16 protein-coding genes and 4 pseudogenes are annotated in these 25,169 nt (G+C 63.1%); 13 read left to right on the top strand and 7 right to left on the bottom strand.

Annotated elements, in window-relative coordinates; genetic code table 11:
• From A3AC_RS29580 to A3AC_RS30280, 6 genes and pseudogenes are all read left to right on the top strand, one after another.
• Nucleotides 1–528 (top strand): annotated as a pseudogene (locus tag A3AC_RS29580) (nitrite reductase (NAD(P)H)); the annotation flags it as partial.
• Nucleotides 529–560: 32 nt separating this feature from the next.
• Complete coding sequence (gene nirD / locus A3AC_RS0128075; RefSeq protein WP_025602842.1) at nucleotides 561–914, top strand: nitrite reductase small subunit NirD; 354 nt, start codon at nucleotides 561–563, stop codon at nucleotides 912–914.
• Between the two features lie 56 nt (nucleotides 915–970).
• Nucleotides 971–5,194, top strand: a complete 4,224-nt coding sequence (locus tag A3AC_RS0128070) for a bifunctional nitrate reductase/sulfite reductase flavoprotein subunit alpha (protein ID WP_025602840.1) — start codon at nucleotides 971–973, stop codon at nucleotides 5,192–5,194.
• Between the two features lie 178 nt (nucleotides 5,195–5,372).
• The gene (locus A3AC_RS0128065) at nucleotides 5,373–6,740 is read left to right on the top strand and encodes an MFS transporter (protein ID WP_025602838.1); all 1,368 of its coding nucleotides are present in this window, start codon (nucleotides 5,373–5,375) and stop codon (nucleotides 6,738–6,740) included.
• A 131-nt stretch (nucleotides 6,741–6,871) separates the two neighbouring features.
• Nucleotides 6,872–7,579, top strand: coding sequence for a type IV pili methyl-accepting chemotaxis transducer N-terminal domain-containing protein (locus A3AC_RS0128060; protein ID WP_025602836.1), 708 nt, complete (start codon nucleotides 6,872–6,874; stop codon nucleotides 7,577–7,579).
• Between the two features lie 120 nt (nucleotides 7,580–7,699).
• A pseudogene (locus A3AC_RS30280) lies at nucleotides 7,700–7,819 on the top strand (MgtC/SapB family protein); the annotation flags it as partial.
• 4 nt (nucleotides 7,820–7,823) lie between these two features.
• Here A3AC_RS30280 and A3AC_RS31140 read toward each other — a convergent pair.
• Nucleotides 7,824–7,955, bottom strand: a pseudogene (locus A3AC_RS31140) (porin); the annotation flags it as partial.
• 298 nt (nucleotides 7,956–8,253) lie between these two features.
• On the opposite strand from A3AC_RS31140, the gene aldA reads away from it, so the two are divergent.
• From aldA to A3AC_RS0128030, 4 genes are all read left to right on the top strand, one after another.
• On the top strand, nucleotides 8,254–9,708 hold the full coding sequence (gene aldA, locus A3AC_RS0128045; RefSeq protein WP_025602834.1) for an aldehyde dehydrogenase: 1,455 nt from the start codon (nucleotides 8,254–8,256) through the stop codon (nucleotides 9,706–9,708).
• 161 nt (nucleotides 9,709–9,869) lie between these two features.
• Nucleotides 9,870–11,222, top strand: coding sequence for an MFS transporter (locus A3AC_RS0128040; RefSeq protein ID WP_025602832.1), 1,353 nt, complete (start codon nucleotides 9,870–9,872; stop codon nucleotides 11,220–11,222).
• The gene (locus A3AC_RS0128035; RefSeq protein ID WP_025602830.1) at nucleotides 11,223–12,440 is read left to right on the top strand and encodes a mandelate racemase/muconate lactonizing enzyme family protein; all 1,218 of its coding nucleotides are present in this window, start codon (nucleotides 11,223–11,225) and stop codon (nucleotides 12,438–12,440) included.
• Nucleotides 12,441–12,500: 60 nt separating this feature from the next.
• The gene (locus A3AC_RS0128030) at nucleotides 12,501–14,162 is read left to right on the top strand and encodes a GMC family oxidoreductase (protein ID WP_025602828.1); all 1,662 of its coding nucleotides are present in this window, start codon (nucleotides 12,501–12,503) and stop codon (nucleotides 14,160–14,162) included.
• A gap of 112 nt (nucleotides 14,163–14,274) precedes the next feature.
• On the opposite strand, the gene A3AC_RS0128025 is transcribed toward A3AC_RS0128030, so the two are convergent.
• From A3AC_RS0128025 to fabV, 3 genes are all read right to left on the bottom strand, one after another.
• Complete coding sequence (locus tag A3AC_RS0128025) at nucleotides 14,275–15,207, bottom strand: LysR substrate-binding domain-containing protein (protein ID WP_025602826.1); 933 nt, start codon at nucleotides 15,205–15,207, stop codon at nucleotides 14,275–14,277.
• A gap of 300 nt (nucleotides 15,208–15,507) precedes the next feature.
• Nucleotides 15,508–15,873 (bottom strand): hypothetical protein, encoded by a 366-nt coding sequence (locus A3AC_RS0128020; RefSeq protein ID WP_025602825.1) that lies wholly within the window; start codon nucleotides 15,871–15,873, stop codon nucleotides 15,508–15,510.
• 206 nt (nucleotides 15,874–16,079) lie between these two features.
• A complete protein-coding gene (fabV, locus tag A3AC_RS0128015; protein WP_025602823.1) occupies nucleotides 16,080–17,276 on the bottom strand; it encodes an enoyl-ACP reductase FabV in 1,197 nt (398 codons plus the stop codon).
• 211 nt (nucleotides 17,277–17,487) lie between these two features.
• Here fabV and A3AC_RS0128010 point away from each other — a divergent pair, with 211 nt between their 5' ends.
• Nucleotides 17,488–20,037 carry a penicillin-binding protein 1A gene (locus A3AC_RS0128010; RefSeq protein WP_025602821.1) on the top strand — a complete coding sequence of 850 codons (2,550 nt, stop codon included), beginning with the start codon at nucleotides 17,488–17,490 and terminating at the stop codon, nucleotides 20,035–20,037.
• A 113-nt stretch (nucleotides 20,038–20,150) separates the two neighbouring features.
• Here the strand turns inward: A3AC_RS0128010 and A3AC_RS0128005 are convergent.
• Nucleotides 20,151–20,512 (bottom strand): annotated as a pseudogene (locus tag A3AC_RS0128005) (hypothetical protein); the annotation flags it as partial.
• Nucleotides 20,513–20,926: 414 nt separating this feature from the next.
• Between A3AC_RS0128005 and A3AC_RS0128000 the strand changes: the two are divergent.
• A complete protein-coding gene (locus tag A3AC_RS0128000) occupies nucleotides 20,927–21,238 on the top strand; it encodes a hypothetical protein (protein ID WP_025602818.1) in 312 nt (103 codons plus the stop codon).
• Nucleotides 21,239–21,274: 36 nt separating this feature from the next.
• On the opposite strand, the gene A3AC_RS0127995 is transcribed toward A3AC_RS0128000, so the two are convergent.
• Both A3AC_RS0127995 and A3AC_RS0127990 read right to left on the bottom strand, forming a co-directional pair.
• Nucleotides 21,275–21,706, bottom strand: coding sequence for a cupin domain-containing protein (locus A3AC_RS0127995; RefSeq protein WP_025602816.1), 432 nt, complete (start codon nucleotides 21,704–21,706; stop codon nucleotides 21,275–21,277).
• Nucleotides 21,703–22,443: an FMN-dependent NADH-azoreductase gene (locus tag A3AC_RS0127990; RefSeq protein WP_025602815.1), complete on the bottom strand. Its 741-nt coding sequence runs from the start codon at nucleotides 22,441–22,443 to the stop codon at nucleotides 21,703–21,705. The genes A3AC_RS0127995 and A3AC_RS0127990 overlap by 4 nt, the downstream gene beginning before the upstream one ends.
• A 1,387-nt stretch (nucleotides 22,444–23,830) precedes the next feature.
• Here A3AC_RS0127990 and A3AC_RS0127975 point away from each other — a divergent pair.
• Nucleotides 23,831–25,165 carry a glutamine synthetase family protein gene (locus A3AC_RS0127975; RefSeq protein WP_025602811.1) on the top strand — a complete coding sequence of 445 codons (1,335 nt, stop codon included), beginning with the start codon at nucleotides 23,831–23,833 and terminating at the stop codon, nucleotides 25,163–25,165.
• The last annotated feature ends 4 nt before the right edge of the window (nucleotides 25,166–25,169 follow it).

Raw genomic sequence — 25,169 nt, 5'->3', positions numbered from 1 at the left:
GGCGTATCGGGCTGCACGCGCGAATGCGCGGAAGCGCAGGGCAAGGACGTCGGCGTGATCGCCACGGAGAAGGGCTGGAACCTCTACGTATGCGGCAACGGCGGCATGAAGCCGCGCCACGCGGAGCTGATCGCGTCGGACCTCGACCGCGACACGCTGGTGCGCTACATCGACCGGTTCCTGATGTTCTATGTGCGGACCGCCGACCGTCTGCAACGCACGAGCGTGTGGCGCGAAAGTCTCGAAGGCGGGCTGCAGTATCTGATCGACGTGATCGTGCATGACAGGCTGGAAGTCGCTGCGGAACTCGAAGCGGACATGCAGCGTGTGATCGATACCTACGAATGCGAGTGGAAGAAGGCCGTGACCGACCCCGAGACGCGCAAGCGCTTCCGTCACTTCGTCAACAGCGACGAGGCCGACAGCACGGTGAGCTTCGTGAAGGAGCGCGGCCAGATCCGTCCGGCGACGCCGGAGGAGCGTCAGTCGAAGCTGGCTGCCATTCCTGTCGTACTGGAAACCGCGTGATTTTTTAGCTTCACTGAAAAAGGAACTCCGCCATGAGCAACGACCGCTTGCCGCAAACCTGGACGCCTGTTTGCACGCTCGATGACATTCTGCCCAACACGGGCGTCTGCGCGCTCGTCAAAGGTGAGCAGGTTGCCGTCTTTCACGTGAACACCGACGACGACAAAACCGCCGTCTATGCCATCGAAAACTTCGATCCGGGCTCGCGCGCGGCGGTCCTTTCACGCGGCCTGATCGGCAGCCTCGGCGAGCGCGTCGTGGTCGCCTCGCCAATCTACAAGCATCACTTCGACCTGCGTACCGGTGAATGCCTGGAAACGCCGGCCAACTCCGTAAGCGCATTCCCCGCGCGCGTCGAAAACGGCCAGGTGTGGGTCGCCGTTTGAACCGCCAGTTGGTTTTTGTCAGCGTTCCCTTGACTCCTTGAGCGACGTTACCCGCCATGTCTTCGACTAATGTGAAAACCGTCTGTCCATACTGCGGCGTTGGCTGTGGCATGGTGCTGCACGTCGAGGACGGCCAGGTCGTCAAGATTTCCGGGGACAAGGAGCATCCCGCGAATTTTGGGCGGCTCTGCACGAAAGGGCAGTCGGCGCACGTAGCGCTACGCAAATCGGGGCGGCTCGAAGGCGCGTTCGTGCGTCACGCGCGCGGCCAGGACCCGGCGCCGCTGCCGATGGCGCAGGCGATCAGCGACACGGCAGCGCGCTTGCGCAAGCTGCTCGACGAACACGGACCGGACGCGCTGTCGTTCTATGTGTCGGGCCAGATGTCTATCGAGGCGCAGTACCTCGTGAACAAGCTCGCGAAGGGTTTTGTTCGCACCAACAACATCGAATCGAATTCGCGCCTGTGCATGGCGAGCGCGGGCAGCGGCTACAAGCTCTCGCTCGGCGCCGACGGGCCGCCGGGATCGTATGAGGACATCGACCACGCCGATCTGTTCTTCGTGATCGGCGCGAACATGGCGGACTGCCATCCGATCCTGTTCCTGCGCATGATGGACCGCGTGAAGGCCGGCGCGAAGCTGATCGTCGTCGATCCACGGCGCAACGCGACTGCGGAAAAAGCGGACCTGTTCATGCAGATCAGGCCCGGCACCGACCTCGCGTTGCTCAACGGACTGCTGCATCTGCTGCACGAAAACGGCCATACGGATAGCGCTTTTATCGACGAGCACACCACCGGCTGGGACGCGATGCCCGAGTTTCTCGCCGACTACACGCCTGAGAATGTCGCGCGAATCACGGGGCTTTCCGTCGACGACATCCGGCGCGCTGCGCAGATGATCGGCAACGCGAACGAATGGATGAGCTGCTGGACCATGGGCCTGAATCAGAGCACGCATGGCACGTGGCACACCAACGCGATCTGCAATCTGCATCTGGCGACCGGCAAGATCTGCCGCCGCGGCAGCGGCCCGTTTTCGCTGACGGGGCAGCCCAATGCGATGGGCGGCCGCGAAATGGGCTACATGGGACCCGGCTTGCCGGGGCAGCGCTCGGTATTGGTCGACGAAGACCGCGCGTTTATCGAGGACCTGTGGGGCATTCCGAAGGGCACGCTGCGCACGCAAGTGGGCAACGGCACCATCGACATGTTCGCGCGCATGGCGGCGGGCGAGATCAAGGCATGCTGGATCATCTGCACGAATCCGGTGGCGAGCGTCGCCAACCGGCAAAATGCGATTGCCGGCTTGAGCGCCGCCGAACTCGTGATCGCGCAGGACGCCTTCCTCGACACCGAGACCAACCGCTATGCAGACGTGCTGCTGCCCGGCGCGCTATGGGCAGAAGCCGAAGGCGTGATGATCAACTCCGAGCGCAATCTCACGCTGATGCAAAAGGGCATCGAGCCGCCGGGCGCGGCGTTGCCGGACTGGCAGATCATCGCGCGTATTGCCTGCGAGATGGGCTTTGCCGAGGCGTTCAGCTACGCGAGCGCCGAAGAAGTGTTCGCCGAAATCACGCGCGCTTCGAATCCGAAAACCGGTTACGACCTGCGCGGCGCGAGTCATCGGCGGCTGAAGGAAACGCCGCTGCAATGGCCGCTCGCTTGCGGCGATTGTGCCGAGCGCAACCCGATCCGCTATATCAACGACGGTGTGAATCAGCCGCTGAGGCAAGCGGGCGGCACACGCGCGCGTCTCGTGTTTCCGACGGCAAGCGGGCGCGCTATGTTCTTCGCGCGCGCGTACGCGGCGCCGGCCGAGTCGCCCGACCGCGAGTTTCCGATCGTGCTGAACACGGGCCGCCTGCAGCACCAATGGCACACCATGACGAAGACCGGCAAGGTCGCCATGCTCAACAAGCTGAACCCTGGACCCTTCGTCGAGATTCATCCGGAAGACGCGGCGGCGCTCGGCATCAAACCGAAGGACGCCGTCGAAGTGCGTTCACGACGTGGCCGCGCGATTCTGCCGGCGGTGGTCAGCGATCGCGTGAGCGCGGGCAACTGCTTCGCGCCGATGCACTGGAACGATGTGTTCGGCGACGACCTGTGCATCAACGCAGTGACGAGCGACGCAATCGATCCTGTTTCGCAGCAACCTGAACTGAAATTTTGCGCAGTCTCTCTGAGCCGCGTGGAGGTCGACACGATGCAATCCGCTCACGACGACAATGTCGCAGCGCTTTCCGCAAGCGCCGCAGCCGGCGCGACTGCAAACGGCCTGGCGAGCGCTGTGAGCGGCGTGTCGGCTGCTGAAGCAACGGCGAGCGCAAGCGAAGGGAACCTGTCGCTTATCGACGCACTCGCGAGCCTGCTGCAATTGCCGCGGACGCCTGCGCCTTCGTTCGACGACAGCGAATGTGCGTACCTCGCCGGCTTTGTGAGCGGGCTGCGTTCGGCGCAGGCGCACGGCATCGGTGCCGTCCCCGTGTTGCCGGACGCCGCGCCGATTCAGGCGGCCAACCGTCTGTATGTGGATGGTCTGCTCGCCGGCCTCTATAGCCGCAGCACGAACCATGCGATCACGCAGCATCCGCAGTCGAACAACACGCTCGTCGAGCCGCGCGAATCCGGCGTGCGGATTGTGCGCACGCGTCCGAAAGTCACGCTGCTTTGGGGGTCGCAAACGGGCAACACGGAATCGCTCATTGAGCGGTACGCGACGCGTCTGATGGAATCGGGTTTCGAAATCCGCACCTCGTGCATGGCCGATTACGCGATGTCGGCGCTCGTCAAAGCGCAATATGTGTTGCTGATGACGAGCACATTCGGCGACGGAGATCCGCCCGATAACGCGCAAGCTTTCTGGACGCAGTTGCGCGGCGAACATGCGCCGCGTCTGGACGACGTGCGTTTTGCGGTGCTTGCGCTCGGCGATCGCAACTACGACCAGTTTTGCGGACACGGCCGTCAACTCGACGAACGTCTCGCCGCGCAGGGCGCAATGCGTTTGATGGACCGGGTGGATTGCGACGGCGAGTATCAGGAAACCGCGGATGCCTGGCTCGAACGCGTGATCGTGCGCATCAAGGAAGAAGATGCCGCGCTGCATGCGGTGCCGCCGGACGGCATGATCAACGCGGTGGTGCCGGGCGCCGTGCCGACCAAGACGCGTCCCGCCGCCTCGCGGCTCGTTGCGAACCTTCGTTTAAACCGGCAGGGCGCGGCCAAGGACACGCGTTACTTCTCGCTTTCGACCGGCGACTCGGGTCTCGAATACGAAGCCGGCGACGCGCTGGGCGTGTGGCCGAGCAACTGCCCGGAACTGGTGGATGAACTGCTGGAACTCGCGGGCGTTTCCGCCGATGCGCCGGTGCACGTCGCGGGCGCCGGCGAAATGCGTCTTGCAGATGCACTCGGCAAGCACTACGAGATCGCGCGCCCGAATGCAGATGCGCTGGCCTTCATCGCGGCACGCAGCAACAACGGCGCGCTGCGCGATCTGCTCGCGCCGGAACGCAAGGCCGACCTCAAGCAGTGGCTATGGGGTCAGCAGCTCGCCGACGTGCTGCACGAGTTTCCCGTCAAGCTCACCGCAGACGAATTAACCGGCATGCTCAAGCGCCTGCAGCCGCGCCTCTATTCGATTGCGTCGAGCCCGAAGGCTCACCCTGGCGAGGTTCATCTGACCGTATCGGCTGTGCGCTACAACAATGGACGGCGCCATCGCAAAGGCGTGTCGTCGACGTTTCTCGCGGACCGTGCCGGCGACGTCAACGTACCGGTATTCGTGCAGAAATCCGCACACTTTCGTCCTCCTCATCAATCTGACACGCCGATGATCATGGTCGGTCCCGGCACCGGTGTTGCACCGTTTCGCGGCTTTCTGCACGAGCGCCGTGCACGCGGCGACAAGGGACGCAACTGGCTTTTCTTCGGCGAGCAGCATGCAGCCACCGATTTCTACTATCGCGACGAACTCGAAGCGCTGCGCGACAGCGGTGTGCTCACCCGCCTCGACGTCGCTTTCTCGCGCGACCAGGCGCAGAAGATCTACGTGCAGGACCGCATGCGCGAGCACGGCGCGCAGCTCTGGGCGTGGCTGGAAGAGGGCGCGCACTTCTACGTGTGCGGCGACGCGAACCGCATGGCGCGCGATGTCGACGCCGCGCTCAAGGACGTGGTCGCCCGGCATGGCGGCATGAGCGACGAGAAAGCCAGCGAATACGTGAGCCGTCTCGCGCAGGAAAAGCGCTACGCGCGCGACGTTTATTGACTCGATCCGCACATTACCTGTTTCAGGCTTCATGCACCAGGCAGTTCAGCATCGAGAACAACCCGCATGGCACGGACGTTGCATTAACAGCGCGGGGTCCAACATAGTGATCATTCCGGTGCGTGGCGAAGCATGCGGCGAGTCGGGTGATCGAAAATCAGTTTAATGAGGATGTCTGATGAAAAACGTGATGAGCTCGCTTAAGAGCGGGGACTGGCGCGCGCTGGTGGCGTGTTTCCTCTATTTTGATACCGGCTTCACCGTGTGGGTTCTGTATGGCCCGCTCGCGCCGTTCATCAGCAAGAGCGTTGCGATGACGCCCGCGCAGCAGGGGCTGCTCGTCGCCGTGCCTGTGCTTTCAGCGGCGATTTTGCGCGTGACGCTAGGCAACCTCTATCAGTCCGCGCACGGCAAGCGCATTGCGTTGCTCGGCGTGCTGCTCTCGGCGGTGCCCACTATCGTGTTGCCAGTGCTGCCGTTCGTTCCGTCGTACACGTTGCTGCTCGTGCTCGGCGTGTTTCTCGGCGTTGGCGGTGCGAGCTTCGCGGTCGCGCTGCCGATGGCCGGCAGCAACTATCCGCCGAAGGTGCAGGGCCTCGTGCTGGGGCTCGCGGCTGCCGGCAACATCGGCGCGGTGCTCGACGGCTTCCTGTTTCCGCAACTCGCGACGCACTACGGCTGGCAGGTCGCAACGGGCGGCGCGTTGCCGCTGCTCGCGATAGCGGGAATCACGCTGTATTTCTGGGCGAACGACGCGGGCGTGAAGACGGGCAGCGTGCTGCGCGCCTTCGGCAGCTTCGTGGTGACGCTCGTCGGCCTGATCGTGCTCGTGCTGCTTGTCGAGGCAGGCATTTTCGGCACGGGCAAGACCGGCGTGCTGCTGTTGCCGGTGATCGGCGCGCTGCTCGCCATCGCGGTGCTGCCCAAGCGCTATCGCGCGGTGCTCGCCGAGCGCGATACGTGGGTCATCATGCTGGTGTATAGCATCACGTTCGGCGGTTTCGTCGGCATGTCCTCGTATGTTTCATTGCTGCTCACCAACCTCTATCAACTATCGAAGATCGACGCGGGCCTCTTCATGGCGCTGCTTGCGGCGACCGGCGCACTGGTGCGTCCGCTCGGCGGCCTGATCGCCGACAAGGTCTCCGGCGTGCGCGCACTGACCGTGCTGCTCGCGACGATTTCTCTATGCGACTTCGTGTTTGCCGCAGTCATGCCGACGCTGGCTGGCGGCATTGCGCTGCTGGTTTGCCTGTACGTGGCGTTCGGGCTCGGCAATGGCGCGACTTTCCAGCTCGTGCCGCATCGCTGGGCCGGCCGCACGGGCTTGATGTCGGGCATCGTCGGGGCGGCCGGTGGCATCGGCGGGTTCTATCTGCCGGTCGTCATGGGCATCGCGAAAGAGAGCACCGGTTCGTATCAGATGGGCTTTGCGACGTTCGGCGCGCTCGCCGCCTGCGCGTTCGTCGCGATCGTTGCGCTGCGCCGTCCGTGGATGGCGTGGTCGATGCAATCGGCCGCGATGCATGCGCACGCAACGGAATGACGCCATGCGCCTCCATGCGCCGACAAGCAGCGCTGAACGTCGGGCAATAGGCTAGTGCAGCAACGGCCGCGTCGGTGCGCAAACACAAGCGTGTCGACGCGGCCCGCCGACCTGGGTCTTCGGAAGTACATATGGTCACAACGATAGAACGGATTCAGGCAGTGCAGTCCGACACGGCGGAAGTGGACGTGTCCAACGAGGTCTTGAGCTCGTTGATCAATATCGCGGGGCGTCAACGGATGCTTTCGCAGCGTATCGTCTTCAAGGCGATGCTCGCGCTGCGCCGAAGCGAAGGCGCGCTCGCCATCGCGCAGGATACCCTGCGTACTTTCGCGGACAGTCACGCGGCGCTGGTGCAAGGCCGCGACGGTTTGCCTGGGCTCTTTTCGCCGGCGTTGCGCGAGGCGTTCCACGGTAAGGACGACGATAAGCGCAGCAGCAACGGCCAGGTCGCGAGGAAAATCGCCGATTTCATTGCACTGGCGTCTACGGCGCTCGATGCGATAGCGCGCGATGCCCCGCGCGCCGAGCAAGCCGTAGAGGCGCTGATCGCTTCGGCCGATCCGTTGCTGAACGATCTGCATGCGGTGACGGCGGTCTACGAACAGGAAAGCCGGCGGATCGCCCGCATGCAGAAGCGGGAACAGCAACAACTGATCGAGCGGATCAAATCGATCGCGAAGGAAGCGCATATCGTGTCCTTCAACGGTCAGATCGTGGCGAGCCGCACCAACGTGACGGGCCGCGAGTTCGCGGTGGTTGCGGGTGTGATGACCTCGATTACGAAGGAACTGGAGGCTGTGGTGAGCGCTTTCGTGAAGAAGACCGCGTCTGTCTGATCCGCGGGTCGCGGCACACGTCCCGGGCCGCTTCGTATTTTCCGTCAGGCTGAACTGCACGGTCTGCCCATACCATCCTAACCGCGGCTATGCTTGGCGTTTTCGCAAACGTCGGGTCGTGTGCGCACGCACATGATGGTCGCCGTAGGCGCCGCGCTATTCGTCGTGGTGCCGCTGCAAGCCGGTTTTTCGCAGGACAACATGAGTGGTGTGCTGCAAGGGCTCGTGTCGGGCATCGGCTCGAAGTTGAGTTGATGCCGCCGCCGAAAACCCGCATGCGTCCGGCGATGAAGCTCGCGTCGTTGGCTGTGATCGCGCCGGTCCCGCCCACGCCCGGATTATTCGCCTGCAGGTAGGCGGCCGCGATCTGAAGGCCGCCGGTCGCATCCACCACGGTTTCATCATCGTGAGCTCCATATGTTGGTAATGAGCGGGTTACGCCGGGGTTCGGCGTCGCCGCTGCTTTCTGACGAAGCCCGGATCTGCTATTCGGGATACGGCTCGCGTATGAGGCACATCCCTGGATAAACGTGATTTTTTCGAATGTTTGTCCCGCAAATTATTCGCTTGTGGCTTGCAACCGGCACGACAAAAATTCCGTCCATGCACTTTCGCATGAAGCCGGAAACGTCCGGTCATGCGTTTTCCGCACGCAAAAAGATGAAGGAGACGACATGCGAACCGACCGGAACTATGTCAACGGCCGCTTCCTCGAACCGGCCGCCGACGCGGGTTCATCCGACAGTCACGAACTGATCGCCGTCCATAATCCGGCGACCGAAGCGCTGATTGCGCACGTCACGGCAGCGACTCCCGCCGAAGCCCTCGCCGCAGTGGATGCCGCCGCGCTCGCCCAAAAGGCCTGGCGCAAGCTGCCGTCTGTCGAGCGCGGCGCCCGGCTTCACGAGTTGGCCGACGCGCTCACCGAATGCGCGCCGGCCATCGGCGCGGCGCTTGCGCTGGAATCGGGCAAGAGTCTCGCTGATGCGACGAACGAAGCCCTCTACGCCGCACAGATCACCCGCTACCACGCCGAGTGGGCGCGCCGCATCGAAGGCGAGGTGATTCCGAGCGATACGCCCGACGAAAACCTGGTTCTGCATCGTGAACCGATCGGCGTGGTCGCATGCCTGATTCCATTCAACTATCCGGTCTATACGTTCATGCGCAAGGTGGCGCCTGCGCTGATCGCCGGCAACACGGTGGTCGTGCGTCCGAGCAACAACACACCGACCTCGGCATTCGAAATTGCAAAGGCGGTGGAGAAGGCCGGTCTGCCGGCGGGCGTCGTCAACATTCTCGCCATGAACCACGCGACCGCCGAAGCGCTATGCACGCATCCCAAGGTCGGCATGATCACGCTCACGGGCAGCGTAGCGGCGGGCCGCAAGGTGCTCGAGTACTGCAAGGCGAATATCGCGAAACCGTCGCTCGAGCTCGGCGGCAAGACGCCCGCCATCATCGAGGCGGATGCCGACCTGGAAAAGGCCGCGCGCGAACTGGTTGCCTCCAAAACGACGCACTGCGGCCAGCTTTGCACGGCAATCGAACGCGTCTATGTGCACGAAAGCGTGCATGACCGCTTCCTCACGCTGCTCAGGCGCGCGATGGGCGCCGTCGAATTCGGCGACCGCAGCGAGCAGCCTTCGTTGATGGGCCCGCTCGTCAATGAAGCGTCGCGGCAGTCGATTCACGCGATGGTCGAGCGCGCGATCGTGGCCGGCGCGACGCTGGAGACGGGCGGCAAGTTGCCGGCATCGGCGCAACGCAAGGGCTTTTTCTATCCGGCGACGCTGCTGTCGAACTGCCGCCAGGATATGGAGATCGTGCAGGAAGAGACCTTCGGGCCCGTCATGCCGGTCATCAAATATCGCACGCTCGACGAAGCACTCGAGATGGCCAACGACCACCAGTTCGGTTTGTCGTCAGTGCTGTACACCGAGAACTACCGCAGCGCGATGAAGGTCGCCAACGGCATCGAAGCAGGCGAACTGTATGTGAACCGCACGCCGGCCGACCCATATCAGGGCTTTCACGCGGGCTGGAAACGCTCGGGTCTCGGCGGCGATGACGGCAAGCACGGCATGCTCGAATTCACGCAGACCCGTCTTGTCGTCATGAAGTACTGATGTCCCGCGGCGCGCGCCGCGCCGTGCTTGACTGTCTGCAAGGCGCGGCGTGTGTTGGCCTTGCATTCGTCGACCTGCAGCGAAACCGCTGCCATTCATAACAAAACATATTGGAGACCCACGGCCCGCTCATGCGGCGCCGCGTCTCTCAGGAGGCACACATGTCATATCACCCTGCTCGATCCGCTTCGAACCCGGCAGCGCTCGCATTAGACGCCACCCAAGACGAAGCCCAAGCCGCGCTGCAAGCTACCAGAGCGCGCCGCTACACTCAATTGATGTTGCTGGTCCTCGCGGCCGGCGCGATCTATCCGATTCTGTATCTGCGGCAGGTTTATCAGCCGACGATGCTCGAAGTATTCCACATCACCGACAGCCAGCTTGGCTATCTGTACTCGTCGCTCGGCACGATTTTCCTGCTGAGTTACCTGCCGAGCGGCTGGCTCGCGGATCGCATTGCGCCGCGCATGCTGATCTGTTTTTCGCTTATCGCAACCGGCGTGCTCGGGCTCTGGTATTCGACCGCGCCTTCGTTTCAGATGCTGATGCTGATCTTTGGCGGCTGGGGCCTGTCGACCGGCTTGACGTTCTGGGCTGCCGTCATCAAACGGGTGTCGATGATCGCCGGCGCCGACGAACAGGGCCGCTTCTTCGGTTTGCTCGACGGCGGCCGCGGTCTTATCGAGGCGATGCTCGCAACGGTCGCGATCACGCTATTCGCGTGGGCGACGCAGACGAAAGGCGAGTCCGTCGCCGCGGGCTTCCGCATGGTCGTCTATATGTACGCGTTTCTGTGCATCGCGCTGGGTGTCGTGCTCGCGCTCGTCAAAGACCCGCAAGGCGAACAAGGCGCCCGCGCCGCGCATGCCGGGAGCAACGCAAATCGCCGCGGCAACGTGTTCGCCGATCTGGTCACGCTCGCGAAAATCCCGGAGCTGTGGCTGGTGGCGGCCATCGTGTTCTGCGGCTACCAGGTCTTCTGGGCAACGTACAGTTTTTCCGCCTATCTGCATGAAGGCGAGATCGGCCTGACCGTCGTGATGGCCGGCACGATCACCACGCTCAAACTGTGGATGCGGCCTATCGGCGGGATCGGCGGCGGCTTTCTTGGCGATCGTTACTCGAAAGTGTCCGTGCTGGTCATCGCGCTCTTCCTCGCTGCGCTGTCGCTGCTTGGACTGGTGGCCGCGCCGCGTATTGCAAGCCACGTGCTGCTCGTATTCCTCGTGCTGTTCATCGGCATTCTGACCTACGCGATTCGCGGGCTGTACTGGTCGCTGCTGGACCGCTGCAACGTCCCGGTTTCGACGATGGGCCTCGCCATCGGTCTTATCTCCGTGCTCGGCTATTCCCCCGATGTGTTTCTGCCGCTCATCAACGGTTATCTGACGCAGACGTTCCCGGGCGTATTCGGCTATCAGCTGTACTTCGGCTATGTGGCAGCAATGGCGGCGCTGGGCGGCTTTGCCGGGCTCGCGTTGAGAAGCATGCTTAACAGGAAAGAGGTTGCATAAATGAAAGTTGTCTCTCTCGAAACGCATGTGGTTGCCGTGCCGCCGCCGCATCTGGGTGGTATGTACTGGATCTTCGTGAGGCTGAAGACCGAATGCGGCATTGAGGGCGTCGGCGAAATCTATTCGGCGACGTTCCATCCGAAAGCGATGACGCATATCGTCGACGATGTGTTTGCCCGCTATCTGTTCGACAAGGATCCGCATCATGTCGAGCGCCTGTGGCGCGAAGCCTATTCGAGCGGCTTCACGCAACGCCCGGACCTGACGATGATGGGCGTGGTGAGCGGCCTCGAAATGGCATGCTGGGACATCATCGGCAAGGCGGCCGGCAAGCCGGTGTACGAGTTGCTGGGCGGCATGGTCAATCCGCGCTTGCGTTCGTACACCTATCTATATCCGAAGAACGCCCGCGGCGAATACGACTACGACGATCCCGACCTTGCCGCCGAATGCGCCGCTGAAAACGTCAAGCGCGGCTTTACCGCGGTCAAATTCGATCCGGCGGGACCCTACACGGCGTACTCGGGGCACCAGCTGTCGCTGGAAGTGCTCGAGCGCTGCGAGACGTTTTGCCGACGCGTGCGTGAAGCCGTAGGCAGCAAGGCTGATCTGCTGTTCGGCACGCATGGTCAAATGGTGCCTTCATCGGCGATCCGGCTTGCGAAGCGCCTCGAAAAATACGACCCATTGTGGTTCGAAGAGCCGGTGCCGCCAGGTCAGGAAGACGCCATGGCGCAGGTCGCGCGGCATACGAGCATTCCGGTCGCGGCCGGCGAGCGCCTGACCACCAAGTACGAATTTTTCAGGCTGCTGCAAGCGGGCGCCGCGTCGATTCTGCAATTGAACGTGGCGCGCGTCGGGGGCCTGCTCGAAGCGAAGAAAGTGGCGGCGCTCGCCGAGGTGTACTACGCGCAGATCGCGCCACATCTGTATAACGGTCCGATCGGTGCGGCCGCAAGCATCCAACTGGCGGCATGCACGCCGAACTTCCTGATTCAGGAAAGCATCGGCACATGGGACGGTTTTCATGCAGCGGTGCTCAAGAAGCCGCTTCAGTGGGAGGACGGCTACATCATTCCGTCGCGCGAGCCCGGCTTGGGCGTCGAGTTGGACATGGAAGTCGTCGCGCAGCACACGCCTTATACGGGCGAGCGTCTGCATCTGCAAATGGCCGCGCAACCCGCCGACGTGAAAGACCTGACCCCGGCCAGGGGTTGAGCATGCATTCAGCGTCTTTTCAGCATTCAACCGATTGAGCGCCGTCTGGCGACATAGAGCATGAACTACGATTACATCATCGTCGGCGCGGGTTCGGCGGGCTGCATTCTTGCCAATCGCCTGTCGGCGAGCGGCCAATACTCGGTGCTGCTGCTCGAGGCGGGCGGCAAGGACAGTTCGTTCTGGTTCAGGATTCCGGTGGGTTTCACGAAGACCTACTACAACGAAACCTATAACTGGATGTATTACAGCGAGCCGGAAAAGGAGCTCGACAACCGGCCTATCTACTGTCCGCGCGGCAAGGTGCAGGGCGGCTCGGGCTCGATCAACGCGATGATCTATGTGCGCGGTCAGCCGGGCGACTTCGACGATTGGGCGGCGGCCGGCAATTCCGGCTGGGCGTTTCGCGACGTATTGCCGTATTTCCGCAAGCTCGAATCGCATCCGCTCGGCAATACGCCGTACCACGGCGCTGACGGCCCAATCCGCATTTCGCCGATGAAAGACGCGGTGCATCCGATTTGCCACGTGTTTCTGAAAGGCTGCGATCAGGCCGGCTATCAACGCAGCGACGACTTCAACGGAGCGCAGTTCGAAGGCGCCGGCATTTACGACGTAAATACGCGCAATGGCCAGCGCTCGTCCAGCAGCTTCGAGTATCTGCATCCGGCGCTCACGCGCAAGAACCTCACAGTTGAACGCAACGTGCTGGTCAATCGTGTGCTTTTCGAAGGCAAGCGTCGCGCGATGGGCGTGAGCGTCACGCAGAACGGCGCCGCGCGGCGTTTCCTGGCCAACCGCGAGGTGATTTTGTGCGCGGGCGCGGTGGATTCGCCGAAGCTGCTGCAACTGTCGGGCGTGGGCGACCGTGCGCTGCTCGCGAAACACGGCATCGCGACGGTCCGTGAACTGCACGCCGTCGGTCAGAATCTGCAGGACCATCTGTGCGTAAGTTTCTACTACCGCGCGAATGTGAAGACGCTGAATGACGAAATGCGGCCGCTTCTCGGCAAGCTCAAACTCGGGCTGCAATATCTGCTCACACGCAAGGGGCCGCTTGCGATGAGCGTCAATCAGTCGGGTGGTTTCTTTAAAGGCAGCGAGCACGAGACGCGGCCCAACCTGCAGCTTTACTTCAATCCGCTGTCGTATCGCATTCCCAGGAGCAACAAGGCGAATCTCGAACCGGAGCCGTATTCGGGTTTCCTGCTCGCCTTCAACCCTTGCCGGCCGACGAGCCGCGGTTCGATCGAGATTGCGTCGAATCGCGCGGAGGACGCCGCGAAGATTCGCCTGAACGCGCTCAGCACTCAGAAGGATATCGACGAGGTGATTCAGGGTTGCGAGCTGGTGCGCAAGGTGATGGCGTCGCCAGCGCTGAAAGAGATCACGGTCGAGGAAATCTCGCCGGGGCCGCAGGTCGCAACCCGCGAAGGCTTTCTCAAGTATTTCCGCGAGCAGTCCGGTTCGATCTATCACCTGTGCGGCTCGTGCGCGATGGGCGACGATCCGCGCACGTCGGTCGTGGATGCGCGTTTGCGCGTGCATGGTATGGCCGGATTGCGCGTCGTCGACGCGTCGATCTTTCCGAATATCACGTCGGGCAACATCAATGCGCCGACGATGATGGTCGCGGAGAAGGGCGCCGACATGATCCTCGAAGACGCGGCCGCGCACGCCGCGCGCGAGCCTGAGCAGGCGGAGCTGGCTAGCGCCGCTTGAGTGTTCCCGGCGCTCGGTTCAAGGTAGCAAGGACCGCGCGCCGATGCGATCCGCCCGGCGCGTTTTCTTGCGTGCGCAATATCGCGGAACGCGCAGGGCGCTGCGCGTTTTACTACACGTCGCCGAGCGGCACGGCCTCCGAGCCTTCGAAAGAGCGCTCGCCCAGCCAGATTTCCTGTTGAAGCCACGCGCGAAATAGCGCCACATGCGGCAGATCATCCTGCCCGGCCCGCGTGACGAGCCAGTACGACTGGTGGCCGTCGACGTGCACGTTGAGCACCTGCACGAGCCGACCCTCGGCGATTTCGCGCGCGACCATGTGACGGTCGGCAATCGTGACGCCGAGCCCGTCGATGGCGGCACGAATCGCGTGATCGAGCAGATCGAATTCATAACCGCCGCTCGTATCGACATTGTCGATTCCAGCGGCCTTCAGCCAGTGCTGCCACGTGAGGTAGCGCTGATCCGCGCTCGCCAGCACGTGCAGCAGCGTGAATTCGTTCAGATCGATCGACGCGCGGCCGGCCTGGCGCGCGAGCAGCGACGGCGCACAGACGGCGACGTGCCGCTCGTTCATCAACAGACGATTGTCGAAGCCTTCCCACTCGCCGTTGCCGAAGCGGATCGCGCAATCGAGCACGCCGGATTCCGCAAGCTGGTCGTCGATGCGGGTAGACAGGCTCAGTTCGAGGTGCGGATGCGCGTCGCGCAAGCGGCCGAGACGCGGCATCAGCCAGCGGCTCGTGAAGGTGGGCGGCGCGTTGATGCGCAGACGGTTGCGATGCGTCTTTTCCTGGAGGCTGCGCACGGTGAGCTCGATACGGTCGAACGATTGCTGCAGCGCCTGCAGGAGCACGCGCCCCGCAGCCGACAGTTCCAGATGGTGATGATGGCGTTGCAGCAGCGTCTCGCCGATCTGTGCCTCCAGCTGGCGCACCTGCCGGCTGACCGCGCTTTGCGTGACGTTCAGCAATTCCGCGGCGCGCGTGAAGCTGCCTGTGCGGCCAGCCACTTCGAAGGCTTTGAGCGCATTCAGCGCGGGCATTTTGCGTTTCAAGATGTGGGCGCGGGAGAGGGGAGCGCGATGCGCGAAGTGCCCGGTATTTTAGCGCTGCGGCGCGGCCGGCGATGCGCGCGCCGCGGGGTTTTTAGCGGTTTGGGGGTGACGCGCACGGCAACGCGCCGAAAAGTCGACAGCCTTCGGCGAACAGCTTCCCGCAAGCTCGGTTTGCTCTTTTAGTTTGCTTTGGCGCCGGGGCGAAGCGCCGATGTCCGGGCCCGCGCGAGACGTGGAAATCTGAAGCTTCGCAATTGCGTCAAATCTGCCCTCGCGCCCACCGAAAAATCAGTCCGCCGTGCGCCGGTCCGCCAACGCCCTCTCGCAGTCCGACAGAACCTGGCGGACGAGCCGCGCTTGCGGATCGAGTTCGTCAGTGTCGAGAATTTCCTCGACGGCGTCGCGCGCCCAGTCGGTGTCGACAAAACGTGCGTGCCGGCGCGCGATTTCCAGCGCCGTCGCCGATAGTTTTGCAATGGAGAGCCAGTCGGCCTCGCGCGCGCGCCGGTCGAGCCACTTGTGCGCGGCCTGCACGTGGAACGCCGCGTCCGGCCAGTCCTCGTTGAGGTAATAAGCGCCGAGGCTGCCGCACGTGAGCCAGCACAACAGCTCCAGGCGGTCCCGCGGACTCAGGTGGTGGCGTACATCACTCATGGCGACGCTCGCTGCGGTAAAGAGCTTTCCGGGGGAGGCGGCGCGCGGCCGTCCTCCGCATGGATTAACAATATCACGCAGAATTCATCAGCGGCAATTCCCGGGCGTACCCTGGCGCACGCGGCGAGCCGCGCCACGGCGCGCGGGCGCGGCGCCGCTGCCAGCGGGCGCTCGCCGGGCGAGACTCGGCAAAAACCTGCAAAAAGTCAGACCTGAACGAGCCGCGGAATCTGCACGTCCGGATTGACGTCGGCCTCGTAATCGACACCCGCGATCTCAAACCCGAACAGCCGCAGGAAATCCGTCTTGTACCCGGCGAAATCCGTAAGTTCGTAGATGTTGTCGTTCGTCACCTGATTCCACAGCGCTTCCACGCGCTGCTGCACCTCGGGGTCCAGTTCCTTGTAGTCCGCACGCAAGCGGCCTTCGTCGTCGATATGCGGCGCCGCGCCGTACAGGCTGTCCTTGAAGAGCCCATAGACCTGCTCGATGCAGCCTTCGTGCGTGCCTTTCTCCTTCATCACCTTGAAGAGCAGCGAGAGGTAGAGCGGCATCATCGGAATCGCGGAACTCGCCTGCGTGACGACCGCCTTCAGCACCGAAACGCGCGCGTCGCCGCCCTTGGGTGCGAGCTTGGCGCGAATGCCCAGCACTTTCTGGTCGAGGTCCTTCTTGGCCGCGCCGATTGAGCCGTTCCAGTAGATGTCGTGCGTGATCTTCTCGCCGAGGTAGGTGAACGCAGTGGTCTTCGCGCCGTCCGCGAGCACGCCGGCTTCCAGCAGAGCGTCGATCCACATCTGCCAGTCTTCGCCGCCCATCACCGCGACCGTGTGGTCGATTTCGGTTTGCGTGGCCGGTTCGAGCACCGTTTCCTTGATCACTTCCTTGTCGGTGTCGATGCCGCGCAACGTGACGGCGCGGCCCACCGGCTTGAGCGTCGAGGTGAACACCTCGCCGGTTTTCGGATGCGTGCGCTTGGGCGCGGCAAGGCTGTACACCACGAGGTCGACCTGGCCCAGATCGCGCTTGATGATCTCGATGGTGCGCGCCTTGACTTCGTCGGAAAACGCGTCGCCGTTGATGCTGGTCGCGTACAAACCTTCGGCGGTGGCGAATTTCTCGAATGCCGCGCTGTTGTACCAGCCGGCCGTGCCGGCCTTGGTTTCGCTGCCGCCGCGCTCGAAGAACACGCCGAGCGTGTCCGCGCCGCAGCCGAACGCCGCGCTGATGCGCGCGGCGAGGCCGTAGCCGGTGGATGCGCCGATCACGAGCACTTTCTTCGGACCGTTGGCGATAGGACCGCGTGCCTTGACGTAGTCGATCTGTTCCTTGACGTTGGCCTCGCAGCCCGTCGGATGGGTGGAGACGCAGATAAAGCCACGCACGCGCGGTTTGATGATCATGAAGCACCTCTTGTCGGAATTGGCGACATTATAGTGGCCCGCGCCGGCTGCTGGCGCGGCGCGCGGGATCGGCAGTAAGGAGGAGCGGCAGGGCGCAGCGACGAGCAAAACGAGCAGCAACGAGCGGCGAGCGCGCTGCCGGCCGCGCAAAAATCGGCTCGCGCCGCACATCTTGGTACGATTCAGCCTTTTCCCGCAGACGGTAGCCAGTGTGAAGCGCCTTATCTCCCTGATTCTCGAGACACTCGACCGAGGTCTGACCCGCGCGAACCCGCTCGTGGCCGGGGCGCTGTGGCACTTGCGCCATCCGACGCGGCGCGGCCTCTTGAAGGCGTGCGCGGCGCTGCCGTTGCTAGTCGTGCTGTATGTGCTGATCCTGATTCCGTTCACGCCGGGTATCGGCGATATCCGCAAGGCAAAGGTCGAGCAGCCGGCGCGGATTCTCTCGGCGGACGGCAAGCTGCTTGCCGAATTCAAGCCGTCCAACCGCGAGTGGGTCAAGCTCAGGGACATCTCCCCGAACGTGGTCAACGCGCTGATCGCCACCGAAGATCACCGCTTCTATCAGCATTTCGGGCTCGACTGGCGGCGCACCGCATCCGCCGCGCTGCATACGTTTTCCGGCGAGCGGCAGGGCGGCTCGACGATCACGCAGCAGCTCGCGCGCAATCTGTATCCCGACGAAATCGGCCGCGCCCCGACGCTCACCCGCAAGCTGAAGGAAGCGATCACGGCCTTCAAGATCGAGGCGCTCTACACCAAGGACGAGATTCTCGAAACCTACCTGAACACGGTGCCGTTTCTATACAACGCCTACGGGATCGAGATGGCGGCACGCACCTATTTCGACAAGTCCGCGTCGGAGCTGAACGTGCTCGAAAGCGCGACGCTCGCGGGCATGCTGAAGGGCAACAGCTATTACAACCCGGTGCTCAACCCGGAGCGCGCGTTGCAGCGGCGCAATACGGTGCTCGGGCAGATGGTGAAGTTCGGCAAGCTCACGCCCGCCGCTTACGAGACGCTGCGGAAAAAGCCGTTGCGCATCGACTTCGAGCGGCAAACCGAGCCGCCTGGACCCGCGCCGCATTTCGCGCAGCAACTGCGCAAGTGGCTTGCGGCGTGGGCCGACCGCAACGACTACAACATCTATTCGGACGGCCTCGTGGTGCGCACCACCATCGATTCGCGTCTGCAGACCATGGCGACCCAGGCAGTGATCCTGCAGGGCAACCAGTTGCAAGGCATCGCGAATGCGGCGTGGGGCAGCCGCGCCGGTTGTTCCAACGGCAAGGAACTGCTCGCGACGTTCCTGCGCGAAACGCCCGACTACCGCGCCGCGAAAGACGCCGGCCTTTCCGACGACGACGCGCTCAAGCGCGTATCGGCAAACCGCAGTCTCGTGCAGTCGGTGTGCGAATCGAAAACGCGCGTGCAGGCCGATTTTCTGGCAATGGATCCGCGCAACGGCCAGATCAAGGCCTGGGTGGGCAGCCGCGATTTCAGCCAGGATCCGTTCGATCACGTGCAGCAGGCGCGGCGTCAGCCTGGCTCGACGTTCAAGCCGTTCGTCTACGCGGCGGCCTTCGAGGCGGGCGCGAAACCGGGCGACACGCTGCTTGACCAGCCCGTCGCCATTCAACTCGCGGGCGGCGAAGTCTGGCGTCCGAGCGACGAGGACGACCCGACCGAGCGGCCCATCACGTTGCGCGACGGCCTCGCGTATTCGCGCAACCGCATCACCGCGCAACTGATGCAAACTGTCGGCCCCAACAAGGTCGCGCGGCTCGCCCGCGCGATGGGCGTGCGCGACAGCCCGCTCGAGACGGTGCCGTCGCTCGCACTGGGCACGAGCCCCGTCACGTTGAAGGAAATGGTGTCGGCATATGGCACGATCGCCAACCTGGGCGGCTACGTCGAACCGGTGATGGTCACGCGTATCGAGGACCGCAACGGCGAAGTGCTGGCCGACTTCGCGCCCGCGTCGCCGCAGCAGGAACTGCCCGCCGACGCCGCGCGCACGCTGGTCGACGTGATGCGCGACGTGGTCAATCGCGGCACCGGGTCGGCGATACGGGGCCGCTTCGGCGTGCGCGGCGACGTGGCCGGCAAAACCGGGACGACACAGGGCAATGCGGACGGCTGGTTCATCCTGATTCATCCGCAGCTCGTGGCCGGCGCGTGGGTCGGATTCAACGACAGCCGCGTGACCCTGCGCAGCGACTACTGGGGGCAGGGGGCGCATAGCGCACTGCCTATCGTCGGCGATTTCTTTCAGCGCGCGCAGCGCTCGAAACTCGTCGACACGCGTGTGAAGTTCGCCACCGAGCAGCAGCCGGGCTGGTTTGCCGAGCGCTCCGAGCGGCTGCGCGCCTGGTTCCAGCAGTTGTTTCCGTCGAGCTCGCCGCCGGTCAAGCCGCAGGCGCCGATCACGGCGCGCAATACGACGCGGCGTGAGCCTGTCGCCGCTGCTTCGTCTGCGGCGCAAGCCGGAGCTGAGGCGGCGTCGGCTGGCGGGGCGTCCGCAGCGGCGGCTGCGGCGAGCGCGCCGGGCACTTCGGCCGAAGAATCGCGGGCGCTGCCGCCGCTGCTTACGGCGCCCGGCAGCGCTTCAGGTTCGGCTGCGCTCAGCGAGCCGGTCCACGGCGAGGCGCGCGGCGCCGGCACGGCAGCTTCGGCGCCGACGCCCACGCCCGATGACGTAGTGCCGCCCGATGCCGCGGGCGCCGAAAGTCAGCCGGGCGGCGCGGGCACGTCGCCTTGAGGGGGCTGCGCGAATCTTGAGCGTGATTCGAGCGTGATTCGAGCGTGATTCAAACGTGCTTCGAGCGTGATTCAAACGTGCTTCGAAGGAGGCGACCGGGCCTCGAGCAGCCTTCAAGCGGGCTTGGAGCGCCCGCTGAACGTCAAACACGTCCCCGCCACTCGATACTCCGCCACACGCGGCGGCGCGACGTCGTTGCGCTGCGCCGCGCCCGCCGAGGTTTCGACCGATGCGTCGTGATGCAGCAGCAGGGCGGGCCGCGGCCCCCGACCAGTCCCGCGCCTCCCAGACACAGAAGGCCCGCGCCGAAACCGCCCGTGCTGTCCTTGATCCAGCCCATCACGTAAGGTCCGAAGAATCCCGCCAGGTTGCCGAGCGAGTTGATTGCGGCGATGCCGCCCGCCGCCGCTGCACCCGGGACAAACGCGGCGGGCAGCGTCCAGATAACGGGCAGGCAGCCGAAAGTGCCGAAGCCCTTGTTCATCTGCAGCGCCGCGAAGCCGACGTTCACACGGTCCAGGAGGCGATGAAATAACAGACGATCAGGAACGGCACGAGCCTAACCGTTACACGTTTCATGGTACGTGCTTCGAGCTCCATCGATGTCTCCTCCAGTTCATGGTCCGGATGGGTTCAGAAGTTGCCGTTATAGCCTGGTCGCTCGACCACGATTCGGGAAGTGCCTTAAACAGTTCATGCGCGCCAATGCGTGCCTGCGCTATGCGCCGATGCGCGGAGATTGTTCAGGCATAGACAACAGTGTTTTCGAGCCGTGAGGCTGATCTCGCGCGGCAGATTCCGGATAATTCGCTCTGGAAAATAGCGAATCAACCCAACGAGTCCGACCGCACTCAGCGGTCATGGAACGATCGGAACACTCAGGTGCATCATGTTGAATAAGCTTCGCGATCGGGCGCGCATCGCCATTGCGGTGCTCGCGACGGGCGGCGTTCTTGCCGGCTGCGCATCGTCGACGCATGTCGTCGCGACCGATAAACCCGGCACCTACACGGTCGCCGCAAGTGCAACGGGCGGCCGCATGGCATGGGCTCGCGCGCATGGAGAGGCGCTGAACGAGGCGCGCGATTACTGCGAGCGCCTCGGTATGCAGAGCAGCATCAATGAAGAGTCGGTGAGCGGCGTAGCGATGCTGACCACGCACGCTTCTACGGTGAGCTTCGAATGCCATCCGAAGTTCTAGTGCGGAGCGAAACCAGAAAAGGCGAAGAGGGCACGCTTACTTGCGGTCAAAAGTCACGAGCTTGTTGTCGTTCGTGTCCGCCACGAAAATGGCGAGAAGCCGGGCCGGTTCAGTATCGCTCGCGTTTTCGCTGACGGTGTGATGCGCGCCCGGCTTTTCGCTCCAGTGCTCGCCCGCATGAAACACGTGCGCCTCGCCACCGTCGACAGCGCTGCGTATCGCCCCTGACAACACGTACGCCACCACGAACGCCTGCCCATGCCGGTGCGGCGACGACTTGCCGCCCGGCGCGTACTCGACCACGAGCGCGGTCATCTTCTTGCCGGGCACGTTTGCAATGGCTTCGGCAAAGGCGGGCGTAATGGTCTCGTGCGCGGCGGCTGCGTCCGCGGCCTTTACGGATTGCGATGTCAGGAGCATGCCAGCACCGGCAAGCGTTGCGGCGGCAATCAGTGTGCGCGGTTTCATTGTGCGATCTCCGAGTCGATGTCCTGATAGTGTCCGGCGCGCGTGGTGGATGTGGTGGATGTGGTGGATGTGGCGGATGTGGCGTGCATGGCGCTCGCATTGGATGCCAGGTTCGCCCAGTCGGCCGCGACCGCCGACAATTCGTCGCGCGCCCGTTCGAGCGCTTCGGCTCGCGCTTCCTGGTTTGCGAACTGCAACGGCTGTGCATCGACGAAAGTCGGTGTGCGCACGCCGAGAAAACCGAACGCGGCTTTGAGGGCGGGCGTGAGCGCATCCATTGACTCGTACGGCGAGCCCGGGCGCAGGTCCGCACCACGGCTCGTGATGAACAGCAGTTTCTTTCCCGCGAGTTGGCCGACGATGCTGCCGTCGTCCGCATGCGTATAGGTGACGCCAGTACGCGTAATGCAGTCGACGAACGCCTTGAACGTGGACGGCATCGACCAGTTGTACATGGGCATCGCGAATACCAGTGCGTCGGCGGCGAGCACGCGCTTGCACAGTGCATCGGAGGCCGCGAGCCGCGCCTTCATGGCCGGCGTGCGCTCGTGCGGCGCGGCGTATGTCGCAATCGCGAATGCTTCGTCGACGTGCGGCGGCGTATCGACGGAGACATCCAGATAGTCGACTTCGAGGTCCGCGTGCGCGGCGCGCAGACGCTCCAGAAAATAGCGGCTCAATGCGCGCGAGTTGGACCGCTCGCGTTTTGCGCTGGCGTCGACATGCATCAGCTTCATTGTCGGTTTCCTTTCGAGGTGGATGAGTGATGCCAGATTAGTCCGCGGAGTGGCTTTGTGGAATGACCGGTTTTAATGAATTTGGGGTAGCCAGTTGGGGGTGGCATGTTCGGACATCGGTTAAGAGCCGCTACAATGTATTTGGGTGATAATTTATCTTATGTCAAATCCAGGATCCGAACACTCTCACGAACCCCCACGGCTTGCACAAGCGCCCAAAGCTGCCAACTTTCGCCGCCGACCTTTGTCAATCGTTCTCGCGCGCGGCAAAAACTCCGTCTTCGTGAAAAATAATCCAGAACTGAAGTTATCCATCGCACGCCAATTCGGCCGATTGAAACCTTGAAAACAACGATCCACGCTCGCAAAACAAACTTCGAAATACCAAACCCAGAACCATTCATTACGCAACACCCGGCTCGTGTGAATAAACCGCGCTGACACTCCTCGGGAAAGCCCGGAGCCATTTCCCGTCAGAAAAGAATTTGACGGCATCACCGACTCGTATATGCTGGATAACAGGCGATCGTGAAACCCGCGTCGAAATGAAACACGCATCATCTTTCGCGACGCAGCGAATCCACTTCGCAGCGGATAAACACGATCATCCCGACAGGCTGCTTCTTTAAACGCCCCGTGCAATTAAGACAGCCGGTTCAACATGTTCAACGTCGCTAGTCGAGTGTCATCGTGAGAGTCCGTGGCCCTTTGGTGAGATGGAACCGCAGTCAGGCGAGCTGTCCTCGCGCTGACGGCGCCATCGCCATCGCCAACGGCAGCAGCGGCAGCCTTGCGTTCCGCCGCTTTCTGTCCGTCTTCACAATCCTTTCCCGCCGTTCAGTTCGACGTCACAACTCCGTTTCGGCGCGCGCCTTCATCGCGGTGCGCACAGACGAAGTCGCTTCGCTGTTGCCCTAGCGCCTCCCTACTGTTTGCCGTTCGATCCTTCCGTCTGCCAGAACGTGCTCGCCTGAAGCGCGGGTTGGCGCGCGTGCGGCTTTGCGTGACGTCGATCCGTCTCGCACGCGTGCGCCCTGCGGGCCACCGCGGCGGGCGGCGTCGAACGGCGCATCGGATCATCACGCGCGGCGCGTTCCGTTGACGGCGATCTCCTGCCCTGCTTCGATGGCTTGATGCGGCGCCTGCGGCCGCGCACTGCGCGCTAGTGCGGCGCGCGGTCTGGATCAATGCCTTGCCGCATTCGCGGCTGGATAAACACGTCTATTCGTTATGCGAAATAAACCTCTGGCAGGCATGCGCTTTCAGCCGCGATTTTTCGTGCGTTCGGCGATGCCTGCCGCGAATGGATGCGCGCGCAGGCCTGACATATCGCGGCATCCGCTACTGCTCAAAGCTAACGGTAGCGCAACAAATAGAGAGAAAGATCATGCATGACATCGACGATTTTCTGAAGAAGAACCACGTCACCGAAATCGAGGCGATCATTCCCGACATGGCGGGAATCGCGCGCGGCAAGATCATCCCGCGCAGCAAGTTCGAATCGGGCGAATCCATGCGCTTGCCGCAGGCGGTGATGATCCAGACCGTCACCGGCGACTACCCCGACGACGGCACGCTGACCGGCGTCACGGATCCGGACATGGTGTGCGTTCCCGACTCCACCACGATCCGCATGATCCCCTGGGCCGTCGACCCCACTGCTCAGGTGATTCACGATTGCGTGCACTTCGACGGCACGCCTGTCGCGATCTCTCCACGCCGCGTATTGCGCCGCGTGCTGGAGCTGTACCGTGCGAAGGGCTGGAAGCCCGTCATTGCACCTGAGCTCGAGTTCTATCTGGTCGATATGAACAAGGACCCGGACCTGCCCTTGCAACCGCCGATTGGCCGCACCGGGCGTCCCGAGACGGGACGTCAGTCGTATTCAATAGAAGCCGTCAACGAGTTCGATCCGCTCTTTGAAGACATCTACGAATACTGCGAGGTGCAGGAACTGGAGGTCGATACGCTGATTCACGAAGTGGGCGCCGCGCAGATGGAAATCAACTTCATGCATGGCGATCCGCTGAAACTCGCGGACAGCGTGTTCCTCTTCAAGCGCACCGTACGTGAAGCCGCACTGCGTCACAAGATGTACGCGACTTTCATGGCCAAGCCAATGGAAGGCGAGCCTGGCTCGGCCATGCACATGCATCAGAGCCTCGTCGACGAAGAAACTGGTCACAACCTTTTCACCGCCGCGGACGGCAAACCGACGTCGCTTTTCACGAGCTATATAGCCGGCCTGCAGAAATACACCCCTGCGTTGATGCCGATTTTCGCGCCGTATATCAACTCGTATCGGCGGCTGTCGCGCTTCATGGCGGCACCGATCAACGTGGCGTGGGGCTACGACAACCGAACGGTGGGTTTTCGCATTCCGCATTCGGGGCCTGCGGCGCGGCGCATAGAAAACCGCATTCCGGGCGTGGATTGCAACCCCTATCTGGCGATTGCAGCGACGCTCGCGGCGGGCTATCTGGGCATCACGCAACGACTCGACGCGACCGAACCGCTGCTCAGCGACGGCTATGAACTGCCGTATCAGTTGCCGCGCAATCTTGAAGAAGGCCTGACGTTGATGAGCGCATGCGAGCCCATTGCCGAAGTACTCGGCGAAAAGTTCGTGAGAGCCTACCTCGCATTGAAAGAGACCGAATATGAAGCGTTTTTCCGCGTGATCAGTTCGTGGGAACGCCGGCATTTGCTGCTGCACGTCTAATGCA

It is taken from the genome of Burkholderia sp. WSM2230 (assembly GCF_000472445.1).
Lineage (GTDB): Bacteria > Pseudomonadota > Gammaproteobacteria > Burkholderiales > Burkholderiaceae > Paraburkholderia.
The sequence above is the reverse complement of the archived record's forward strand: the minus strand, read 5'-3'. Positions and strand labels throughout refer to the sequence as shown.